The 18,458-nt window shown below is 60.4% G+C and carries 14 protein-coding genes and 1 pseudogene; 3 read left to right on the forward strand and 12 right to left on the reverse strand.

The window, feature by feature from the left end:
• Nucleotides 1-6 precede the first annotated feature (6 nt).
• From CKW14_RS07240 to hflK (CKW14_RS07260), 5 genes are all read right to left on the reverse strand, one after another.
• Nucleotides 7-258 (reverse strand): hypothetical protein, encoded by a 252-nt coding sequence (locus CKW14_RS07240; RefSeq protein ID WP_095049605.1) that lies wholly within the window; start codon nucleotides 256-258, stop codon nucleotides 7-9.
• Nucleotides 259-368: 110 nt separating this feature from the next.
• Nucleotides 369-2,276 (reverse strand): heavy metal translocating P-type ATPase, encoded by a 1,908-nt coding sequence (locus tag CKW14_RS07245; protein ID WP_095125071.1) that lies wholly within the window; start codon nucleotides 2,274-2,276, stop codon nucleotides 369-371.
• Nucleotides 2,273-3,322 (reverse strand): protease modulator HflK, encoded by a 1,050-nt coding sequence (gene hflK, locus CKW14_RS07250; RefSeq protein WP_095125072.1) that lies wholly within the window; start codon nucleotides 3,320-3,322, stop codon nucleotides 2,273-2,275. The genes CKW14_RS07245 and hflK (CKW14_RS07250) overlap by 4 nt, the downstream gene beginning before the upstream one ends.
• The gene (hflC, locus tag CKW14_RS07255) at nucleotides 3,319-4,365 is read right to left on the reverse strand and encodes a protease modulator HflC (protein WP_095049602.1); all 1,047 of its coding nucleotides are present in this window, start codon (nucleotides 4,363-4,365) and stop codon (nucleotides 3,319-3,321) included. The genes hflK (CKW14_RS07250) and hflC overlap by 4 nt, the downstream gene beginning before the upstream one ends.
• Nucleotides 4,362-6,323: a protease modulator HflK gene (gene hflK, locus CKW14_RS07260; RefSeq protein ID WP_095125073.1), complete on the reverse strand. Its 1,962-nt coding sequence runs from the start codon at nucleotides 6,321-6,323 to the stop codon at nucleotides 4,362-4,364. Before hflK (CKW14_RS07260) ends, hflC begins: the two co-directional genes overlap by 4 nt.
• A 210-nt stretch (nucleotides 6,324-6,533) precedes the next feature.
• Between hflK (CKW14_RS07260) and lpdA the strand changes: the two genes are divergently transcribed.
• Nucleotides 6,534-7,934: a dihydrolipoyl dehydrogenase gene (lpdA, locus tag CKW14_RS07265; RefSeq protein WP_095049600.1), complete on the forward strand. Its 1,401-nt coding sequence runs from the start codon at nucleotides 6,534-6,536 to the stop codon at nucleotides 7,932-7,934.
• 132 nt (nucleotides 7,935-8,066) lie between these two features.
• Here the strand turns inward: lpdA and CKW14_RS07270 are convergent, their stop codons facing one another.
• The gene (locus CKW14_RS07270; protein WP_095049599.1) at nucleotides 8,067-8,540 is read right to left on the reverse strand and encodes an Lrp/AsnC family transcriptional regulator; all 474 of its coding nucleotides are present in this window, start codon (nucleotides 8,538-8,540) and stop codon (nucleotides 8,067-8,069) included.
• A 144-nt stretch (nucleotides 8,541-8,684) separates the two neighbouring features.
• On the opposite strand from CKW14_RS07270, the gene CKW14_RS07275 reads away from it, so the two are divergent.
• Nucleotides 8,685-9,314 carry a LysE family translocator gene (locus CKW14_RS07275; protein ID WP_095125074.1) on the forward strand — a complete coding sequence of 210 codons (630 nt, stop codon included), beginning with the start codon at nucleotides 8,685-8,687 and terminating at the stop codon, nucleotides 9,312-9,314.
• Here the strand turns inward: CKW14_RS07275 and CKW14_RS07280 are convergent.
• From CKW14_RS07280 to CKW14_RS07305, 6 genes are all read right to left on the reverse strand, one after another.
• Nucleotides 9,311-11,449 (reverse strand): hypothetical protein, encoded by a 2,139-nt coding sequence (locus CKW14_RS07280; protein WP_095125075.1) that lies wholly within the window; start codon nucleotides 11,447-11,449, stop codon nucleotides 9,311-9,313. The genes CKW14_RS07275 and CKW14_RS07280 overlap by 4 nt on opposite strands.
• Nucleotides 11,436-12,620 carry a DUF3142 domain-containing protein gene (locus CKW14_RS07285; protein ID WP_095125076.1) on the reverse strand — a complete coding sequence of 395 codons (1,185 nt, stop codon included), beginning with the start codon at nucleotides 12,618-12,620 and terminating at the stop codon, nucleotides 11,436-11,438. Before CKW14_RS07285 ends, CKW14_RS07280 begins: the two co-directional genes overlap by 14 nt.
• Before the next feature lie 143 nt (nucleotides 12,621-12,763).
• Nucleotides 12,764-13,915: an acyltransferase gene (locus tag CKW14_RS07290; RefSeq protein WP_095125077.1), complete on the reverse strand. Its 1,152-nt coding sequence runs from the start codon at nucleotides 13,913-13,915 to the stop codon at nucleotides 12,764-12,766.
• Nucleotides 13,905-14,834 carry a class I SAM-dependent methyltransferase gene (locus tag CKW14_RS07295; RefSeq protein ID WP_095049594.1) on the reverse strand — a complete coding sequence of 310 codons (930 nt, stop codon included), beginning with the start codon at nucleotides 14,832-14,834 and terminating at the stop codon, nucleotides 13,905-13,907. The genes CKW14_RS07290 and CKW14_RS07295 overlap by 11 nt, the downstream gene beginning before the upstream one ends.
• Nucleotides 14,831-16,135, reverse strand: coding sequence for a glycosyltransferase (locus CKW14_RS07300; protein ID WP_095049593.1), 1,305 nt, complete (start codon nucleotides 16,133-16,135; stop codon nucleotides 14,831-14,833). The genes CKW14_RS07295 and CKW14_RS07300 overlap by 4 nt, the downstream gene beginning before the upstream one ends.
• Nucleotides 16,129-17,709, reverse strand: a complete 1,581-nt coding sequence (locus CKW14_RS07305; RefSeq protein ID WP_256587188.1) for a glycosyltransferase — start codon at nucleotides 17,707-17,709, stop codon at nucleotides 16,129-16,131. The genes CKW14_RS07300 and CKW14_RS07305 overlap by 7 nt, the downstream gene beginning before the upstream one ends.
• Nucleotides 17,710-18,124: 415 nt before the next feature.
• On the opposite strand from CKW14_RS07305, the pseudogene CKW14_RS30385 reads away from it, so the two are divergent.
• Nucleotides 18,125-18,445 (forward strand): annotated as a pseudogene (locus tag CKW14_RS30385) (NAD-dependent epimerase/dehydratase family protein); the annotation flags it as partial.
• Nucleotides 18,446-18,458 lie beyond the last annotated feature (13 nt).

Below are 18,458 nucleotides of genomic sequence, written 5' to 3' on the forward strand. Positions count from 1 at the left end.
GGTCAGTTATTCGCCGACCTTGCCACCGGCTTTTTCACACGCCGCCTGAGTCATTGCCTTGAAGCCCTGGCCTTTGCAGGCGCCCATGCCTTTACAGGCGTGGTCTTTGGTTTTGCAGTCGTTCTGGCCTTTGCAAGAGGTCACGCCGTAGCAGTGAACGTTGGCATCGGCGGCCATCGCGTTGGAGGCAACACCGGCAAACATTGTGGCGGCAGCCAAAGCGAGAGCGGCACCAGCAGCAGCGGTCTTGATGGTCATTTTTCTTATCCTCGGTAATCGTCAGGGGTGTCGGCTGGAAGGTTGTTCAGTCCCGACATAGCACTAGAGAGAGCGGCCCCGACGGCGTTACAGAGGATCGAAAAATAATTTCAAAGATCGTTCTTGAGCTTGAGCAACGGCTCCTGAAAGCGCAGCAAGCGCCCGGCATTCCCGAGGACCAGCAACGTGCTGAGGTTGTGCAGCAGCGCGGCGATCATCGCCCCGGCGGCACCCAGCCAACCGAAAGCGGCAAACACGACAATGGCCAGCGTCCAGCCCAGGCCGATGATCACATTGACCTGCAACGTCCTGCGGCACTGGCGGCTAAGCCGCACACATGTACCGAGACGGCGCAGGTCACTGCCGATCAAGACGATGTCGGCCGAGGCCAGCGCGATGTCCGCTCCGCCCGCGCCCATCGCTACACCGACCACGCCCGCCTTCAGTGCGAGGGAATCGTTGATACCGTCACCGACTACCATCGGCCGAAAACCATTGTTGATTTCCTTGAGTACGTGATTGAGTTTGTCCTCGGGCAGGGCTTGGGCTTGCACCTCATGCAAGCCGACCTCGCTGGCCAGCGATTGCGCCACGCTTTGGCGATCGCCGGTTAGCAGCAATTGCCGGCCAAGACCCAACTCGCGCAATTCGTCGAGGGCAAAACGGGCTTCCGGTTTAACGGTGTCGGCGAGCAACAACCAGGCGAGGAATGCACCGTTCAATGCCAACCCGGCGATGGGACCGTCGTGATCGGGAACCGTCGTCGTGGTGATGCCCAGTTGCGCGAACAACTCCGGTCGGCCCAACGCGGCTTCGCCTTGCGCGGTCATGGCCACCACACCGAGGCCCTGACGTTCGTGGATATCACTGAGTGCCAAACATTCTTCCTGACTGACCAACCCTGCGAGCGCACGACTGACCGGATGACTGCTTGCCGCGCCAAGGCTGGCGGCAAGCGCGATGATCACGGACGAATCTGCACACGGATTATTGATCGACTGTAGGCGCAGGGTGCCGAAAGTCAGGGTGCCGGTCTTGTCGACCACCAGCGAAGTCAGGTCGGCCAGTTCTTCAAGGAACGCCGAACTGCGGATCAGTATGCCGTGACGTGCGGCCACCGCCACACCGGCAATCGCCGTGGCCGGAGCCGACAGCACCGACGCACACGGACAAGCGGCGACCAATACCGCAAGCATCGCTTGCGCATCGTGAGTGATAAACCAGGTCACTGCCGCCAGCAGCAAGACCAGCACCATATAGCTGCCAGCGTAACGTTCGAGCAACCGGGTGATTGGCGGTTTCGAGCGCTCGGCGTTCTGCATCAACGCGATGACCTTGCCCAGTGTCGACTCGCCACCGGTGCGCGTCACTTCAATACGCAACAGACCGTCGAGGTTGATCGCACCGCCGAACACCGACATACCGACACCCGCCTCGACCGGCACCGATTCACCGGTAATCGATGCAGTGTCGAGACTGGCCTGACCGGATAACACTCGACCATCTGCGGGAATCCGATCACCGGCGCGCACTTCAACGGTGTCGCCGGCTTTCAACGTGCCGTTGTCCACTTCGATGATCGAGCCATCCACTTGCACCTTGCGCGCATGGCTGCGCGTCAGTTGGCCAAGGGCATGGATCGCCTCTTGCGAGCCGATGACGCTGCGCTCCTCCAGCACATGGCCGAAGATCATGATGATCGGCAGCAACGCCGCTGTCAGCAAGTCACCAGTCGCCCATGCACCGAGCATAGCCAGGGCAATCAGTTGATCGGTGATGCCGTGCAAGCTCGGATAGCGCAGGCTGTACCACGCCGAGCGCATTACCGGCACGCCAACCAATAAAGATGCAAACCCAAGCAGCAACTGACTGACACCGGTTTGCTCAGGCATCTGCCAGCGCCAGATCAGACCCAGACCAAGCAGGCCCAGCGCAAGCATGGCCAAGGTCAGTTGCCGTGCAGCACGGCGTTGTTCGGCCGAAGACAACAGGCTCGGTGCGGCGGTCGTCGCAGTCATTTACTGGCTCCCTGAATGATCAGGCGGGAATCGTCTTTCGGGTCGACCGTGGTCACCGATCCGGCCTGACCGAGAATCTTCGGTATGCGCTCGCGGTACAGGCGCAGGAACATTTGCGGGTCGGTAGTTTTGGCCAGACTCGACACCGTGGCCGTATCGGCAGAGGCTTTGGCCAAGCGCTCGCCAGCCTGCGCGTGAGCGACTTGTAGCGTGCGGTCGGCCTGTTCGTTGGCGGTCTGGGTGAGTTTCTCGGCGTCGGTGCGTGCATTGGCCACAGCTTTGTCGGCTTGCTGACTAGCGGTCAATACCGCGTTGAAAGCACTGACCGCCGGATCGGGCAGACTCGATTGCACATCGACCCGCGCCACTTCGATACCGATGCCCTGCCCGCTTGCCTTCAAATTGGCCAAGCGTTTGTTGATGCCTTGCACCAGATCGCCACGTAGTTTTTCACGACGTTCTGCGGCTTGATTGTCGGCACCGATCAACTCCGGGCGGGCGACCAGGATGGTGTCCAGATCGCGTGCGGCCGTCAGCGCCACCGCGCTGCGTGTCACCAGACGATCCAGCGCCGGCAAGACATGCTCGCCCTGCAACACGAAGTCGTAAGGGTCAGTGACTTTGTAGAACACCCGCACATCCAGTTGCACCACGCCGGCATCACCGGTCAATAAATAACCGGATCCGGCCAGCGCATCACTCAGGGGGGTGGCAAAGGAAGCGACCCGATCGGCCTTCAGCGCCTCATCACTGCGCAACAGATTCTCGACACGACGCTCGATCACCCGATCGGCTGCCGGCAGCAAAATCACCTGTTCGAATGGCTGCGGCCAAGCCAATAGCAGACCGGCATTCTGGATGCGATCCAGCGCGCCGAAATGCAAAACCACGGCACGATTTTGCGGATCAATTTGCCGCACATTGGAAAACACCCAGACCAATGCAGCCAGGATCGTCACCGCGTACAAGGCAAAAAATGCCAAACGCCCCGCCTGAATCCATGGACTGTTCAGCGAAGATGTTCCACGTGGAACTTCATCATTCATGGCTGCGATCCGGATTTGCTGTCGAGTGTCGGCGGGCCGTCGACCAATACTCGAAATGGCGCGGCGTCGGTACGCAGAATCAGTTTGGTGTCCGGCGTAACGATGGTGCCGAGGGTGTCGAGCGAGCGCAGCAAGTTGTAAAGCTGCGGTGAACTGGCGTAAGCACGGCCATAAATCTGCGCCGCTTCGACACGAGACTGCGCTTCGATCTCTGCCGCTTTTACCGTCGCGTCAGCCTGCACAATTCGCGCATCGCGCTCAGCTGCGGAACGGATTTGCGCGGCCTCACGTTTGCCGATCGCCGTGCGTTCAGTGGCAATTGTTTCACGCTCGGCGCGCATGCGATCGACCGTGGCAGTGAGTGTCACCGACGGCAAGGTCAAACGCTCGATGCCGACTTGCACAACCCGCACGCCATACGTCGCGAGCAATTGCTGATCGATCTGCTGGCGCAACTGCGCTTCGAAATCGGCGATACGCACCTGACTGGCATCGGTGTTCACCAGATTCGCCAGATCAAAACTGCTCGCGGTGGTTTCCAGCGCCGAGCCGACAAAGGTACGAATCTGCCGCGCCGCTTCGTCCGGCTGATTCTGCACCGCACGCATGAAACGCTGCACATTGTCCGCATCGCCCTGCACCTGCCACGCCACGTAGGCCTGCACAATGATGCGCAAGCCGTCACGGGTGCCGACATCCTGCAAGCCACTGGACGTCGTGCGCAAACGCAAGTCGACCGGAATCGCCGCCTCGAACGGTGCCGGCCAACGCCAGCTCAAACCCGGATCAAGCAACACCCGCGCAGGGTTACCAAAACGCGTGATGACCGTGGCCTCGCCCGAGCGCACTTGCACCAGGCTCGCCGCCGCGATGGCGAACGCCACCAGCAATAGGGCCCAACTCATGCGTCGCCACGGGAAAGGCCCTGCCTCTTCCGGCGCACCGTGGTGATGGTGATGATGCCCATGATGATGGTGATGTCCGCCGTTGCCATGATCGTGGCCGCTGTGATCATGCGGTTCGTGAGTATGCGACTGGCTCAATGGGCGACTCCTGGTTGAGCGGTGGTACGCGCGGGCGTCGGGTCAGCCGGCAGCGTGAAGGTCCGCAAGTCGATGGTCGGCGCATTGCTGCTGCCCCCGAGACGATGGTCGAGTACCAGCAACTTGGCCTTGCTCAGCCCTTGGCTGAGCTGACCGAGATATTGCTCCAGCACGAAAGCTTGGCCGGCACTGGCGTAAGCTTTTTGCTCGGCGCTGAATTTCAGATCCGCCGCCTGCGCCGTAGCATTGATTTCCCGCGCATTGGCGCTGGCCTGATCGCGAGCCAGGCTGGCCTGCAATTGCGCCTGATTACTCGCTTCAGTTGCCGCGCCACGCTCGCGGGAGATCAATGCCTGCGCGCCGATCTGCGCGGCTTGCACGCTGTGATAGGCATTGGCGGCACCGGCCGGCGGGTGAATGGCTTCGACGACCGTGGCGAGAATCTCCACGCCACTGTTGAGTGTTTGTAGATCATGCTGCACCGCGCGACCAATCTCATCGCCCAGCCCTACCCTGTCTTGACCAAGTAAGCCGTCCAGCGTGCGCGAGGCGAAGTCGTGCACCAGAATCCGGCTGGCGGTGCTGCGAATCAGCGTTGGCACATCCGCAATGTTATACGTCGCCGCCAGTGCGGCCTGATCGCTGAGGCCTATGCGATAGACGAAGCGCACATCCATGTTGACGATCTGAAAGCTCTGCTGATCGCCACGGCTGCTGGCGATCACTTGCGATTTGTCGTTGACGTGGCTGGCGTCCCACAAACGGTTGGCGGTCATCGGTGCCGGCCCCTCAGCAGGGTTGGCTTGCAGCGGGACCGGGTTTTCGCCGACGCTGGTGGCCAGTTCATGCACCACGCCGTTTTCGATGATCCGCACCCGCCCCAGCGGCCAAGGTAAGCCGCTGTGCAAACCTGGGCCGAATACCTGCACCGGTTTGCCAAAGCGCTCATAAATACCGCGTCCCTGTAGCGGAATTTCATGGATCCCGGTGAGCAACCAACCCACTGCGGCTACTAGCACCAGCACTGGTAGAAAAGCACGGCGCATGTAGCTGAACGCCCAGATCTGGCGCAGATCGATGCCAAAACGGTTGTGCAATTCATGCTGCAACGCGAGTAAAGGTTGTGGCGGCCAGCGCAGCATCTCGGCGACAAAACTGCGCGCCAGCAGGCGCGGCTCAAGCTGTTCGCGACGAGGGCTGAACACTGAAAGAACGGCGCGCAATAACAACTCGATCGCGACCAATCCCGGCAAGATACCGAGCAGGACAGCGACGCGAATTGGCCACACCGCATTCTCGCCAGCGAACAACAAACACAGTGCGCCCAGCACCAGGCTGATGATCGCCACACGCGTCAGTTGCGCGAGTGAAACCGCTTCGGGCCATTGCGCCGGGTTTTCCTGGGCCAGTTGCCGCTCCAGCACCAGCAGACCGAACGCCAACAACAATGCCAACGCTGCGCCCACCGTTGCCGATAAACCCACCGCAGCAGGCGGCAAAGTCAGATTCCAAACCTGCTCGATGCTCAGCACCGCCAGCAGCGCCCAGCCACCCAACCACAGCGTCGCCGCGCCGATCTGGCCAAGCAGATGCAGACTGCGCTCACTCAACCGGTCCAGCAGCCGCTCATACCACCCCTGCGGCGGAGATTGTTCCTCCCCAGCAAGCGGCGCCAGCACCACAGGATTGATCACCCGTGCGCGCCACTGTGTCACCCACCACGCCGATTGCAACCCGGCAACCAGCACCAGCAGGGCGGCGCTCTGATTGACCAGCAGCGGCAGCCACAATGATTGCGCGGCAAACAGCCCGACAAAGAACGCCAGCACCCACCCTGCCCCGGCCAATCCGCCGAAGCCGATCGCCCAGCGGCGCAGACGCCGGCTCTGCACGGCCGCCTGCTGAAAACGCGGCAGTCCGGTCACGTGCTTGCCATCCACCTCCAGATCGACTTGCATATCACCCCATTTCATTAGCCAACACTGCATATCGTTACGATATAACGAAAAGCGTGAAATATTCGTACACAATTACGCTTATTCAAAGATGCCCAACCTGTCGCTTGGCTGAAGCCTTGACCGAAATGTCCGCAAACGCACATATTACGTTCGTAATTTTTATCCGAAACTACCGTTAGCGATCTGCATCCATCCATCAGGAGCAAGCACATGAGCAACTATGACGTAGTGATTCTGGGCGGCGGCCCGGGTGGTTATAACGCGGCGATCCGCGCCGGCCAGTTGGGCCTCAAGGCCGCTTGCGTCGAAGGCCGGGCAACCCTCGGCGGCACCTGCCTGAACGTTGGTTGCATGCCGTCCAAAGCCTTGCTGCATGCATCAGAGCTTTACGATGCGGCGATGGGTGCGGAATTCGCCAACCTCGGCATCGAGGTCAAACCGACGCTAAATCTTGTGCAAATGATGAAACAGAAAGACGAAAGCGTGGCTGGCCTGACCAAAGGCATCGAATTTCTGTTTCGCAAGAACAAGGTCGACTGGATCAAGGGCTGGGGCCACATCGACGGCCCCGGCAAGGTCACGGTGACCGACGATCATGGCGGCAAAGTCGAACTGACCGCCAAGGACATCATCATCGCCACCGGTTCCGAGCCCACTCCCCTGCCCGGTGTCGAGATCGACAACAAACGTATCCTTGATTCGACCGGTGCGCTTTCCCTGAGTGAAGTGCCCAAACACCTGGTGGTGATCGGTGCCGGTGTGATCGGTCTGGAGTTGGGCTCGGTATGGCGGCGGCTCGGCGCGCAGGTCACCGTGGTCGAATACCTCGACCGCATCTGCCCGGGCGTCGATGGCGAGGCCGGCAAAACCCTGCAACGCTCGCTGAGCAAACAGGGCATCGCGTTCAAGTTGAGTTCGAAAGTCACCAGCGCCACCGCTTCCGCCAACGGTGTGCAACTCAGCGTCGAGCCGGCCGCTGGCGGCACTGCCGAGTTGCTGGAAGCCGATTACGTGCTGGTGGCCATCGGTCGTCGCCCGTACACCCAGGGCCTCGGTCTGGAGAACGTCGGCCTGAGCACCGACAAACGCGGCATGCTCGCCAACAAACAGCACCGCACCGAAGCCGCCGGAGTCTGGGTGATCGGCGATGTGACCTCCGGGCCGATGCTCGCACACAAGGCTGAAGACGAAGCGATGGTCTGCGTCGAGCAGATCCATGGCAAGGCCGGCGAGGTCAATTACGACCTGATCCCCAACGTGATCTACACCAAACCGGAACTGGCCAGCGTCGGCAAAACCGAAGAACAGCTCAAGGCTGAAGGACGCGCCTACAAGGTCGGCAAATTCCCGTTCACCGCCAACAGCCGGGCGAAGATCAACCACGAGACCGAGGGGTTTGCCAAAGTCATCGCCGACGAGCGCACTGATGAAGTACTCGGCGTACACCTGGTCGGTCCGAGCGTGAGTGAAATGATTGGCGAGTTTTGCGTGGCGATGGAGTTCAGTGCTTCGGCTGAGGACATCGCACTGACTTGCCATCCACATCCAACGCGATCGGAAGCGTTGCGCCAGGCGGCGATGAATGTAGAGGGGATGGCGACGCAGATGTAAGCAAAAAATTATCTGGTGACTGGGCGTCTGCTATCGCGAGCAGGCTCACTCCTAACAGTTGATCGCGTTTGTTCAGAAGCACCGCGATCAACTGTAGGAGTAAGCCTGCTCGCGAATGGGGACAACTCGGTCTCAAGCCGGAAGATGCCCCAGCGGCAACGCCCCCGGCGTCTTCACCGTGTGAATCGCAAAGTTGCTGCGGATGTCACTCACCCCCGGCAGTTTCAACAGGCAGCCGCTGAGAAAACGGTCATACGCACGCAAATCCGGCACCACCACTTGCAGCAAAAAGTCCGATTCCCCAGACACCAGAAATGCTGAAATCACCTCCGGCAATGCCGTCACTGCGGTGTAAAACGCCTCGGCCTGTTCATCGTTGTGGCGCTCGACCTTGACCCCGACAAACACCGTCAGTCCCAGCCCGACTTCATCGCGATCGAGATTGGCCTGATAACCGCGAATCACCCCGGCCTCCTCGAGCATCCGCACCCGGCGCAGACACGGTGAGGCCGACAAGCCGATTTCGTCCGCCAGCTCGACATTGCTCAGGCGTCCATTGCGTTGCAGGGCCGTGAGAATCTTGCGATCAAAGGCGTCGAGTTTCATGATTGGCAGATCCTGATAGTCGGGTCGTTGAAAACCAGCAGGTTATGCCAAAGCAGCAGGCTTTTGAAGCGGACTACGCAAGCACCTGCCTCACCTTTCGGGCCTAGACTTGGCGCACCGAATCGACAACGAAAGGGCTGCAACATGGCGAGTCTCTGGCTGTTCTTCCTGGCATTGGCGGTGGTCTATCTGTTGCCCGGCCCGGACATGATCCTGCTGCTGCAAACCGGCGCTCGGCAGGGACGCGGCGCGGCGCTGGCCACCGCTGTCGGTCTGGGCATCGCCCGTGGTTGTCACGTGGCCCTGGCGGCGTTGGGGCTGGCGGCGTTGTTCAAAGCGGCGCCGTGGACGTTCGAGGTGGTGCGATTGGCGGGGGCGGCGTATCTGCTGTGGATCGGCATTCAATGCCTGCGCAGCACCCTGCTGCCGAACCTGAATACCGGTGAAGCTGACGACGCACACGGGCAATGGCGCGAAGCCGTCCGACGCGGTTTGCTGACCAACCTGCTCAATCCCAAAGCGCTGCTGTTCTGTTCGGTGTTGCTGCCGCAATTCATCGTCAATGACGGCGCACCAGTACTGAGCCAATTCGCCGTGCTCGGCGTGCTGCTGGTCGGCGTCGGCCTGCTGTTCGACAGCGCTTACGCGCTGACCGGCGCCGCGCTGGGTCGTTGGCTGCAACACAGTCCAACGGCCCAACGCGTACAACAATGGTTGTTCGGCAGCTTGCTGATCGGTTTCGCCGTGCGCCTGACCTTCGTCCAGCAAGCTTAGCCTTTACGGACCTTGCGCTGGCGACGGCTGATCAACAGCAACGCGGCGGCTGCGACCAACGCGACCGCGCCGATCTGCACCGGCCACTTATACGGCCGCAGCGACGAGCGCACAGCATCGGTGACCTGGGTGACGTAACGCTTGTTGGCGTTTTCGAAATCCGGGTACGGGCACTGATTGCCGAAATCCACCGCCCACGGCACAAACGGACCTTCCTTGATGTAACGCTGATACAGCGCGCTCTGATCTTCCAGGCTACTGTTCCAGCCAGCGGCGTGGCACAGCACTGCGGCAAACGCCTGACTGGTGTGCGGCAGGTTGTCAGCGGCGCGCCCGGCCAGCGCGGTGGCGACGAAACGGTAGTGATAGCGCTGATCCGGTTTCGCTTCGCTGGCGACCTGACGTTGCACTTCGGCTTCGCTCACCAGCGGACCGACTTTCAGCTCGGTACTTTCCAGACTGTAGTTGCCACCGAACGTGGCGTAGTCCGGCGCCATCTCGTAACCGAGAATATCCATGCCCCACTCGCGGGCTGTCCACGCCGCGTTGTACAAGGCACTGGCGCGTTTGGTCGGCCACCACGCGGCATCGGCCTTCAGCCGTTGTTCGCCGTAGAGTCGGGCCTTGTTTTGCAGGTCGGGATTGTCGAAATAAGCCACCGCGTCGGCGTAATGCCCTTCGCGCAACAAGCGTCGACCAAGCAGATTGCGCAGGCTGGCGGCGACCGGCAGCGGCACGTAGTTGTCACGCTCCTGCTGGGTCAACGCCGGCGGCGCCGGGACGTTGTCGTCGACGTATTTTTTCAGTTCTTCGACCGTCAGCACGCGTTCGGCCACGGTCGCAGCGTCGAACCAATAGGTGCTGTTGCTGCGATACAACTGCACGAAGGCTTGCAGGTATTCGCCGCGCTGCAAGGCGAGAATCGCGCTTTCGCCCTCGACCCGGCACTTCGGCTGAACGGCTTCATACGCCCAGTCCGGGGTGCGCCGGTAACCCCAGTCTTCGCTCTGCGGGAAGGCCTGCGCGGCTTTCGAATAGGCGGCGGCCGCGGCATTTTTATCGCCGTCACGCACCGCCAGTTTCGCCCGTAGCCACCACGCCAATCCGTCGTCGCCGGCGTTCTCGAGAAAAGCCTTGGCCCCAGCGTAATCACCCTGTTGATAACTCATTGCCGCCAGACGATCAGCGTTGTCGAGGCTGCCACGGGTGCTGTTTTGCAGCAGCTTGACCAGTTTCTTCTCGTTCGGCGGCTCATCGCCAAACGACCAGCCTTGACGGCTGACCAGCAATGCCGTGACCAGTTGCTGCACGGTTTTGTGTTGCAGCAGCTCGGCCAGTTCGGCCTCGGGCAACTCCGCCAGTTCATTCATCAATTGCTTGAGCGAGGTGTAACCCACGGCCGAACCGTGCAGATTCTGTGCTTCATACAATTCGATGGCGCCGCTCCAGTCGCCTGCCGAGCGCAACACCCGCGCCTCTTCACCGAGGCTGGCAACACCCAACTCCAGCGGATCGCTGAAACCGTCGATGCTCAGTTGCCGGGCCTGGCGGAACGCATCACGCGATTGTTCCAGCGCCTCGACCGCATCCCCTCCTTCGCTGCTCATCGCAAACCAGGTACGGCCCATCGAATACGCCGCCCACGTGCTGCGCAACGGACGCTGATCTGCCGGCAGCGCCAGCAGCTTGTTGAAATACTCGACGGCGAGTTGATGATCGCCTGTGGCAAACGCCACCGCACCGGCCACGTACAAACGGATTTCCGTCGGCAGACTGGCGCCCAGCACCTCGACCTGACGCGCATCGGTCAGGCCACGCAGTTGTTTGACCAACGCTTGCTGCTCGGCGCTCAGTCCGGCCTGCTCGGCCTTCTCCCGTGCCTCGGCGGCCGCGTTTTCCTCGCCGTACATATCGTTCGGATTGTGCGTTGCCGCGGTGACATTCTTCAGCCCGGCGATGGCTTTGCCGAGACGACTGAGTTCGAAGTTGAAGTTGCCCTCAGGCAGATCCGCGAGGGTTTGCCCGCGATTGTCGAGCAGGCGCATGGGGAAATCCGGTCCGCAGGCCAGCGCCGAACCCAGCGGCAGGCAGAGGCTCAGGCAGAGCAGATGGCGGGGCCAGTTACGGGTCAACATGCGAACCTCCTTGATCAATATTGGCGCAACGCGCCCAACCGATGGCGCGTTGCCCACCCGCCGGCAAACGGCCGTCGCGCAGGCGGGTGAAGGTAAGCAGATCCGGGCCTTGTTGCAACGAGTAACCGGCGAGCGCATCGGCGCCTTCACAGCTTTGCGCCTTCAAGGTGATTTGCGCAGGCCAGGCACTGTCGAGGTTACCGGGGTTTTCGAGTTTGATGTCGTAGAGACCGTCGTGTTCGCTGAACGTCACGCCGAGCTGGCTGACGAGTTGATCACCCCGGGCCACCGCGCGCAGGGTGGTCAGGCTCCATGCGCGGCGGTCATTAGCCAGCGGCAGGCGAAACCAGATCAATCCGGCCAGATGCGCCGGCGGGTCTTCGCGCAAGGCCTTGCCGAGTTGGCTCAATTGCAGCGGATCAGCCAGCAACTCGCGGCGCTCACCATCCCGTTCAAGTTGCACCTCGCTCTCCACCACCGGCGCACCGCCGTCATCCGGCAGCAGCGCCACGCCGTAAGCCGGCAGCGCGAGATAGAACGGTTTTTCGGTGATGCGCGCCCAGGCCTTGGCCCATTTCAACGCCTGATCAGGATCGAACAAACCCCGGCGTGGATCGCTGACGGCATGCACTTGCAGCACGCTGCTGTCGACGGTTTGCAGAAGTTCGGGCAATTGCACACTGCCGAGCCAGGCCGGTAGTGCCGTGATGCTCAAGGGTAGATTCGTCGGTAAGGCCGAGCGCAGATGTCTGAGAAATTCAGCATACGCCGGCAACCGCGCATTGCCCGCGTCGTGGTCGATTTCGACACCGCTCAGCGTCAGGCCTTGCGCCTGCCAATCGGCAAGCACCTGCAGAATCTGCGCGGTGACCTGATCCTGATCCAGCGACTTGAGTTGGCCGTCGAGACGAATCACCGCAATCAACGGACGACCATCGGCTTTCAATAAGTGCGCATCGATCCGCGCCCGACTCCATCCCGCGTTCGGAAAGGCCTGCAGCGCCAGCACCCGCAGCGTCGAGAAGTCATCGCGGCTGTCATGTAGCGCTGCCGTGTGGGCCGGAGTCCACTGACGTTGCCAGATATAGAGCTGTTGGTCGAGGGATGGCGCGTCCTGCTGCTTGCAAGCAGACAGCACGATCAAAGCAAACAGACCGACGATAAACCGCATACCTTCCAGATCCCTGACACCACAAGGCTGCAAGGTTACACAAATCCGCGTGGGGGCGAGCCTGATCGCGAAGGCGGTGTATTAGCCGAAAGCTGTGTGACTGACCCGGCCTCTTCGCGAGGAGGCTCGCTCCCACACGTCGATCAAGAGGTCACTTCAGAAGGCGCTACCTTCGCTCGGGACGTTGCGAGGCGTTTCACCAGTGCGGTGCCACGGTCGCGCATCGGCATTTCGATGAAGCGATAATTCAGTTCGCTGAGCAATACGATCAGACCGAATGCCAACAGCAAGGTAACGATCGGGTGTCCCGCCGGGCTCGGCAGTCCTGCTCCCTGCAAACGGAAAATCACTTCGCGCACCAGGAAGTACGCCGGAATGTGGATCAGGTAGATGCCGTAGGAACGACTGCCCACCCACGCCATCAACCGCTGCAAGCGTCCGGCCGGCAACAGATAATCCCGGTTGTAGGAGGCGATCCACACCAACAAGGCACTGAGTATCGCGATAGCGCCGATGCGATAGTGACTGGCAGAAAAAGGGTCGGTGGCCAGGTAACTCATCAGTAATCCGATGACGATCAGTGCTGAAGTCCCGACCCAGGGACGCCGCAGAAAAGTCGGTTGAAAGCGTTGATAGCTCGGTTGAACACTCCACATTGCCAATAACACGCCAAGGGCAAGCGCGTCAGTTCGCACGACCATCAGCAACGGCGTACGCACCAGCAACAGTTGCACGGCCACCAGCGCCAGCAATACCCACACCAGGTGTTTGCGACAGAGCAGAATCAGCAGCGGAAACAGCAGGTAGAACTGTTCCTCCAGCGCCAGACTCCAGTAGACGAAACTGCTGCCGTACTCATAACGAAAGAAGGCGTCGGCAAAGCGGAAATTGGCGTACTGCAATACCCCCGCGAGCGTGGCCTGCAGGTTGGCCTGTACCGTTCCGAATGCCCCGGAGCGGTTGAAAAACATGCACAGCAATAACACCAGTGCCAGCCATAACCAGGCCGATGGCAACAGGCGAAAGACTCGACGCAACCAGAAGTTACGCGTTTGCTCCCAGCACTCCTGACGGTTGCTGCAACCGCGCAGCGCAGGAATCAGACTACGGGCGATGACAAATCCGGAAATCGCGAAAAAAAGATCGACCCCCCACCACGGCTGCGCCCAGGCGTGAATGGATTCGAGCAGCGGCACAGGATCCTGGAACAGATTGCCGGACAGGTGATGAAACAGCACCCCGAGCACTGCAATGGCGCGCAGCACCTCGATATCCATGATGCGTTTACTGATCATCCGGTCTCCCCGCATCCAGTGGTTTACGGGCAATGATCACCTGGCTCTTGGGCATGAACTGGTCGAGGATCTGTTTGATCGCAAGCCCGTCGGGCCGGTCGAGCATCTCTTCCCAGGTTCTCGCCCACCCGCCCATCAAATGCGGGAACGGTGCCTGAATGCGATCGCGCACCGCACCGCCCGGATCCTTGCCGGCAGCCTTTTCGCTGGCCCAGAAGAAAATCATCCCCATCACCCAGAAGAACCCGGTGGCTTGCCGATGTTCGATGACCAACCCGGCATCCTCGACCATCGCCTCGAAGCGCTCCGGGGTGAAAATCTGTACATGATTGGGAGACTGGTAATAACTCGCGGGGGCGATACCTTTCTGCAGATGCTCGCCAACCGGTGCCGGCACGCTGAGCAGATACAACGCACCGGGCCGCCCCATACGCGCCAGTTCGGCCATGAACGACTCAGGCTCGTCGACGTGCTCCAACACCTCCATACACACCACTCGGCTCGCGCAACCGTCCGCCAGAGGCAAGGGCAAGCTGTTGCTGACCAGCCCCAGACTCGGCCTGGAGCTCTTGGCTTCAACCTGACGCGCCAGCTCGCTCACTTTGTCGTGCTCGCTGTCGGTGAAGATCACCGATGCGCCCTGACGTACCGCAAACAACGTCGCGGCACCCTCGCCACAACCGACATCAAGCAAGGTGTCTTCAGGCGTTATGGCGAAGCCCTTGAGCAATTCGCCGCTGTCATTGAGAAACCAGCCGTCCAGAACCGCATCACGCAAACCGACGTCGCGCGGCGACCAGGTGAACAAGGGCTCCGGTTCGGATTCAGGTGTCGGATCAACCACGGGTTCGTCGACGGGTTCAACGGCTTGCGGCGCTTGCGGCTCGGCTAAAAATCGCTGGAACAATCGACGTATCATGCTCCGGCAGCCTCCATGGCAAGTTCAGCGCGGCGCTCGAACAGTTGCGCAAAAAATGCCTGCAAGCGCTGTTCAGCCACAGCCTGACTGCAAAACCCTCGCAGACTCTCCACGGCTTGCGCCGAAAGGTGCGCGTAACGCTGCGGATCGTTTTTGGCCACCGCGTAGCTGGCTCGGTAGGCCGCGCAAATCGACGCCCAATTGGCCGCGTAGCGCAGGGTCCGGTAGGCCGAGCGCGGATCGTGCGGCCAGGCCGTAAACTCCTCGGTCGCCTCGATCAGAAACGCGTTATCGATATTGAGATAGTCGATCATCGCCGTCGTGCACGGCGCCACGGCCGGTTTGCCGCAAGACATGAACTCCATCAGCGGCAGGCACTGGCCTTCGCCGTAGGACGTATTGACGACGTAACGGGTCGCCTGCACCAGCCGTTCGTAATCCGCGTCCGCCAGATAGCCATAGACCAGCACGATACGGCAGCGATAAGGCTGGTTTTTGTAGAGGTGATGAAGGATATCGGTGAGCGCCTCTTCGGCATCGTGGTGAGTGAGTTTGAGCACCAGCGTTGCGTCATCGTTCTCGCGAAAAGTCGCACAGAAGGCACTGATCATGTCCTCCCAGTTCTTGCGGCCGTCGCGCGGATTGAACACCGAGGTGTAGACCACGCCTTCGAGCAACAACGTCTGCTCGGTGACCGGTGCGAGGAAGTCGATACCCGGGCCACTGCGCAGATGAACCGGACCAAAGGCATCCAGATCGACCTCACGGCTGTCGACCACCAGCCCTTTGATCGTCAAACGTACCGAATCGACCACAGGTTGCCCCTGCAACTGAACGCCACGCGCGGCGAATCGATCCCAGACCGGGGCGGGTACGGCAACAATCGGGTAACCGATGCTCATCGCTTCGCGCACCGCATCGACCGTGTAACTGGAATGGGTGATCGCGGCACCGCAGGCCTTGAGTGCAGTGCGCCAGTCGTTCAACGGATCGCCGGCAAATGGCTCGTTGGGGATGGTGCTGAATTCCCAGGCAAAGACAGGCAACGTCGGGCAGGCCAGATGCACCGGCGTGCGGTGCGGTGGCGAGAACGAGAGAAATACACACGGCTCGTCACGGGACTGGCAGTCGGCGTACAACGCATCGACTTCAGTGTTCGGGTCCATGACCTCGATCACCCGCCCGAGTCGCTCCAGGACCGGCCGATACTCCTTGAGAACGAAGTAATAGCTGTACTCCGAACGCCCGAGGTTACGGCTGATGGTGTGCTGGTTGGTTTCCGAATGGATGATGATCAGCATGAGGCGTTATCCGTAATCGGGGCAACGTTGTCGACCGGTGATGCCAGCCCGAAAAAATCGGCGACACGCTTTTGCAACGCCGGTTGCGCGCAGTAATCGTGCATGCGTTCGATCGCCGCCAGCGACATGCGCTGATACTCCTGGGGTTGTGTCTTGGCCATCCGATAGCTGTTTTCGTAGGCCTTCTTCAATGACCCCCAGTCCGGTCGATGCCGTTGTGCGCGAAACAGCATTCGCGGGTCATGGGGCCAGGTGCAAGCCTCTACGCTGGAGCCGACCACGAACGCCACAGACTCATCGATATAATCCTGCATCGCCGTGTGATCGGGAGCGATCACCGGTTTGCCGCTCGCCATGAACTCCATCAGCGGCAGGCACAGGCCTTCGCAATGCGAAGCGTTGACGTAAAAATTTGCGGACTGGTAAAGCCGTGCGTATTCGGCATCGTCCAGATAGCCGTGAATCATCACGACCCGGCAGGAGAATGGTGCCAGTTGCGCCAGCGGTGTCATCAAGTGTGCGTACACCGCCGCCAGATCACTCTGGGTAAATTTCATCACCAGTATGGCGTCGGGGGTGTCACGAAACGCTGCGCAAAAGGCCGTCAGGATCTGTAGCCAGTTCTTGCGCCCGTCATCGGGGCGGAACACCGTCACGTAGACCACACCGTCCACACGGGTTTGCACCGTTAATGAACTGTCCGGCATATCTCGGGGTGGCGGTTGGACGGCTACCGGTAAAGGCTGTGGGCCTGCGATGTTTGGCAGACGTTTGCCGAGCCAGTCATGCAAAGTCTCTGGAACCAGATCGCGAATCCCTTCCCAGTACCAGTTCTGCAGAAACCTCACGCGTGGCACTGGCGGCTCCTGCTCGTGGCCCAGATTCAGCAACCACAACCGCAGGAAATGTCGGGCAATGATAAAGCGCCGCTTCAAGGTCAGCGGTGGTGGACGCAAGGCCTCCAGCTGTGCCTCGATTTCGGCCAGCTCTTCGGGGGTCAGCGGCTCGGGCAGCAGATTATCCGGATGCAGGTTCATTTGGCGAGAATCAAAGATGCAACCTTTGACCGTCAATGTCGTACCCGCATTGACCGGCGCGCTAACGTGTTGCTCACGAATCGCTGCAAAGTGCTCCCACAGCGGGGCTGGCAAGACCAACACCGGAAAGTCTTCGCCCATGGTGCGCTGGATCGCTCGGGCGGTGTAGCTGGACAGTGTGATCACGCGGCCATGTTTGGCCAGCATGCGCGTCCAGTCCTGGCGTGGATCGTTGCCCCACTGCTCGTTGGGGATGGAGTCGTACTCCCACGTCACAACACAAACGGTCGGGCATTGGAGATCGGTCAGGGTTTTCTGCGGCCGGGTGAACGAGAGGAAAACACTCTCCTGGCCAGCGGCGAGCAACTGTCGGTAGAGCGGATCTACCTCTGTCACAGCACTGACCAGGTGCACTCGCCCGAGCGTTTCGAGCAACGGCACATAGGCCTTCAGCACAAAGTAGTGACTGGCATCGGGATGCCCAAGATTCTGGCTGATTGAACTGTCGTTGATGTCCGAATAAAGAATGAAATTCATGGCATTCCACAATGAAACTGCCATCCCGGCAGCCTCACACTATGACGGCAAAGCGTTGGATCGGATCAATATCCGTCCTCCGTCTTCGGTCCCGTCTTGTTCTTGTTTTAGTGGTCAGTTTCACCTTTTTTCACGACGATGCCGACGAGCCCGGCCAATCGTGACAAGGCGCATTCTAAACACATCCGCGAAGGGTTCGTGAACCGCCCGGCGAGAATTAATCGACTACGCTGACGAGAACTGACCGGTCACGGTTTGCCCTGTTGAAATTGCTGCGCAATTGGCACAGATTGGTCACAAACAACTACAACAACTGACTTCGCCTGCCTTTCACCCGGTTTTTCTTTCGGTCTGACAGACTTTTCCTCAAGGCCTGTGGGAAGGAGGCGCAAGTTCAAGACCAAGGGGTCGCTGTTTGAAAAAGCGTCTGTTCGTCACGGATCCGAGTGGATGCGTTGGACAACATATCCGGTCGCGTCTGGCATCGTCGGGTTGGTCGTGGGATTTGCTGCCTGCCGCGTCGACCTGCGAACTTATCCATTCGCTTAGCCACACCAATCTGTGGTCGCCACTGCCTGACGCAGTCATTCAATTGGCCGGGCAGCCCCTCGCCTCCGAAGCCTTCCGCGATCCGGCACGTACGCCCGAGATCAATCTGCTCGGTACGCTCACCCTGTTGCAGCGCCCCAAAACGCGCGGCCGTGCCGGCACATTCCTGCCTGCCAGTTCCGCTGACGCCTGCGTCCAGA

Origin of the sequence: Pseudomonas sp. Irchel s3a12, assembly GCF_900187485.1 — a bacterium.
GTDB classification, from domain to species: domain Bacteria; phylum Pseudomonadota; class Gammaproteobacteria; order Pseudomonadales; family Pseudomonadaceae; genus Aquipseudomonas; species Aquipseudomonas neuropathica.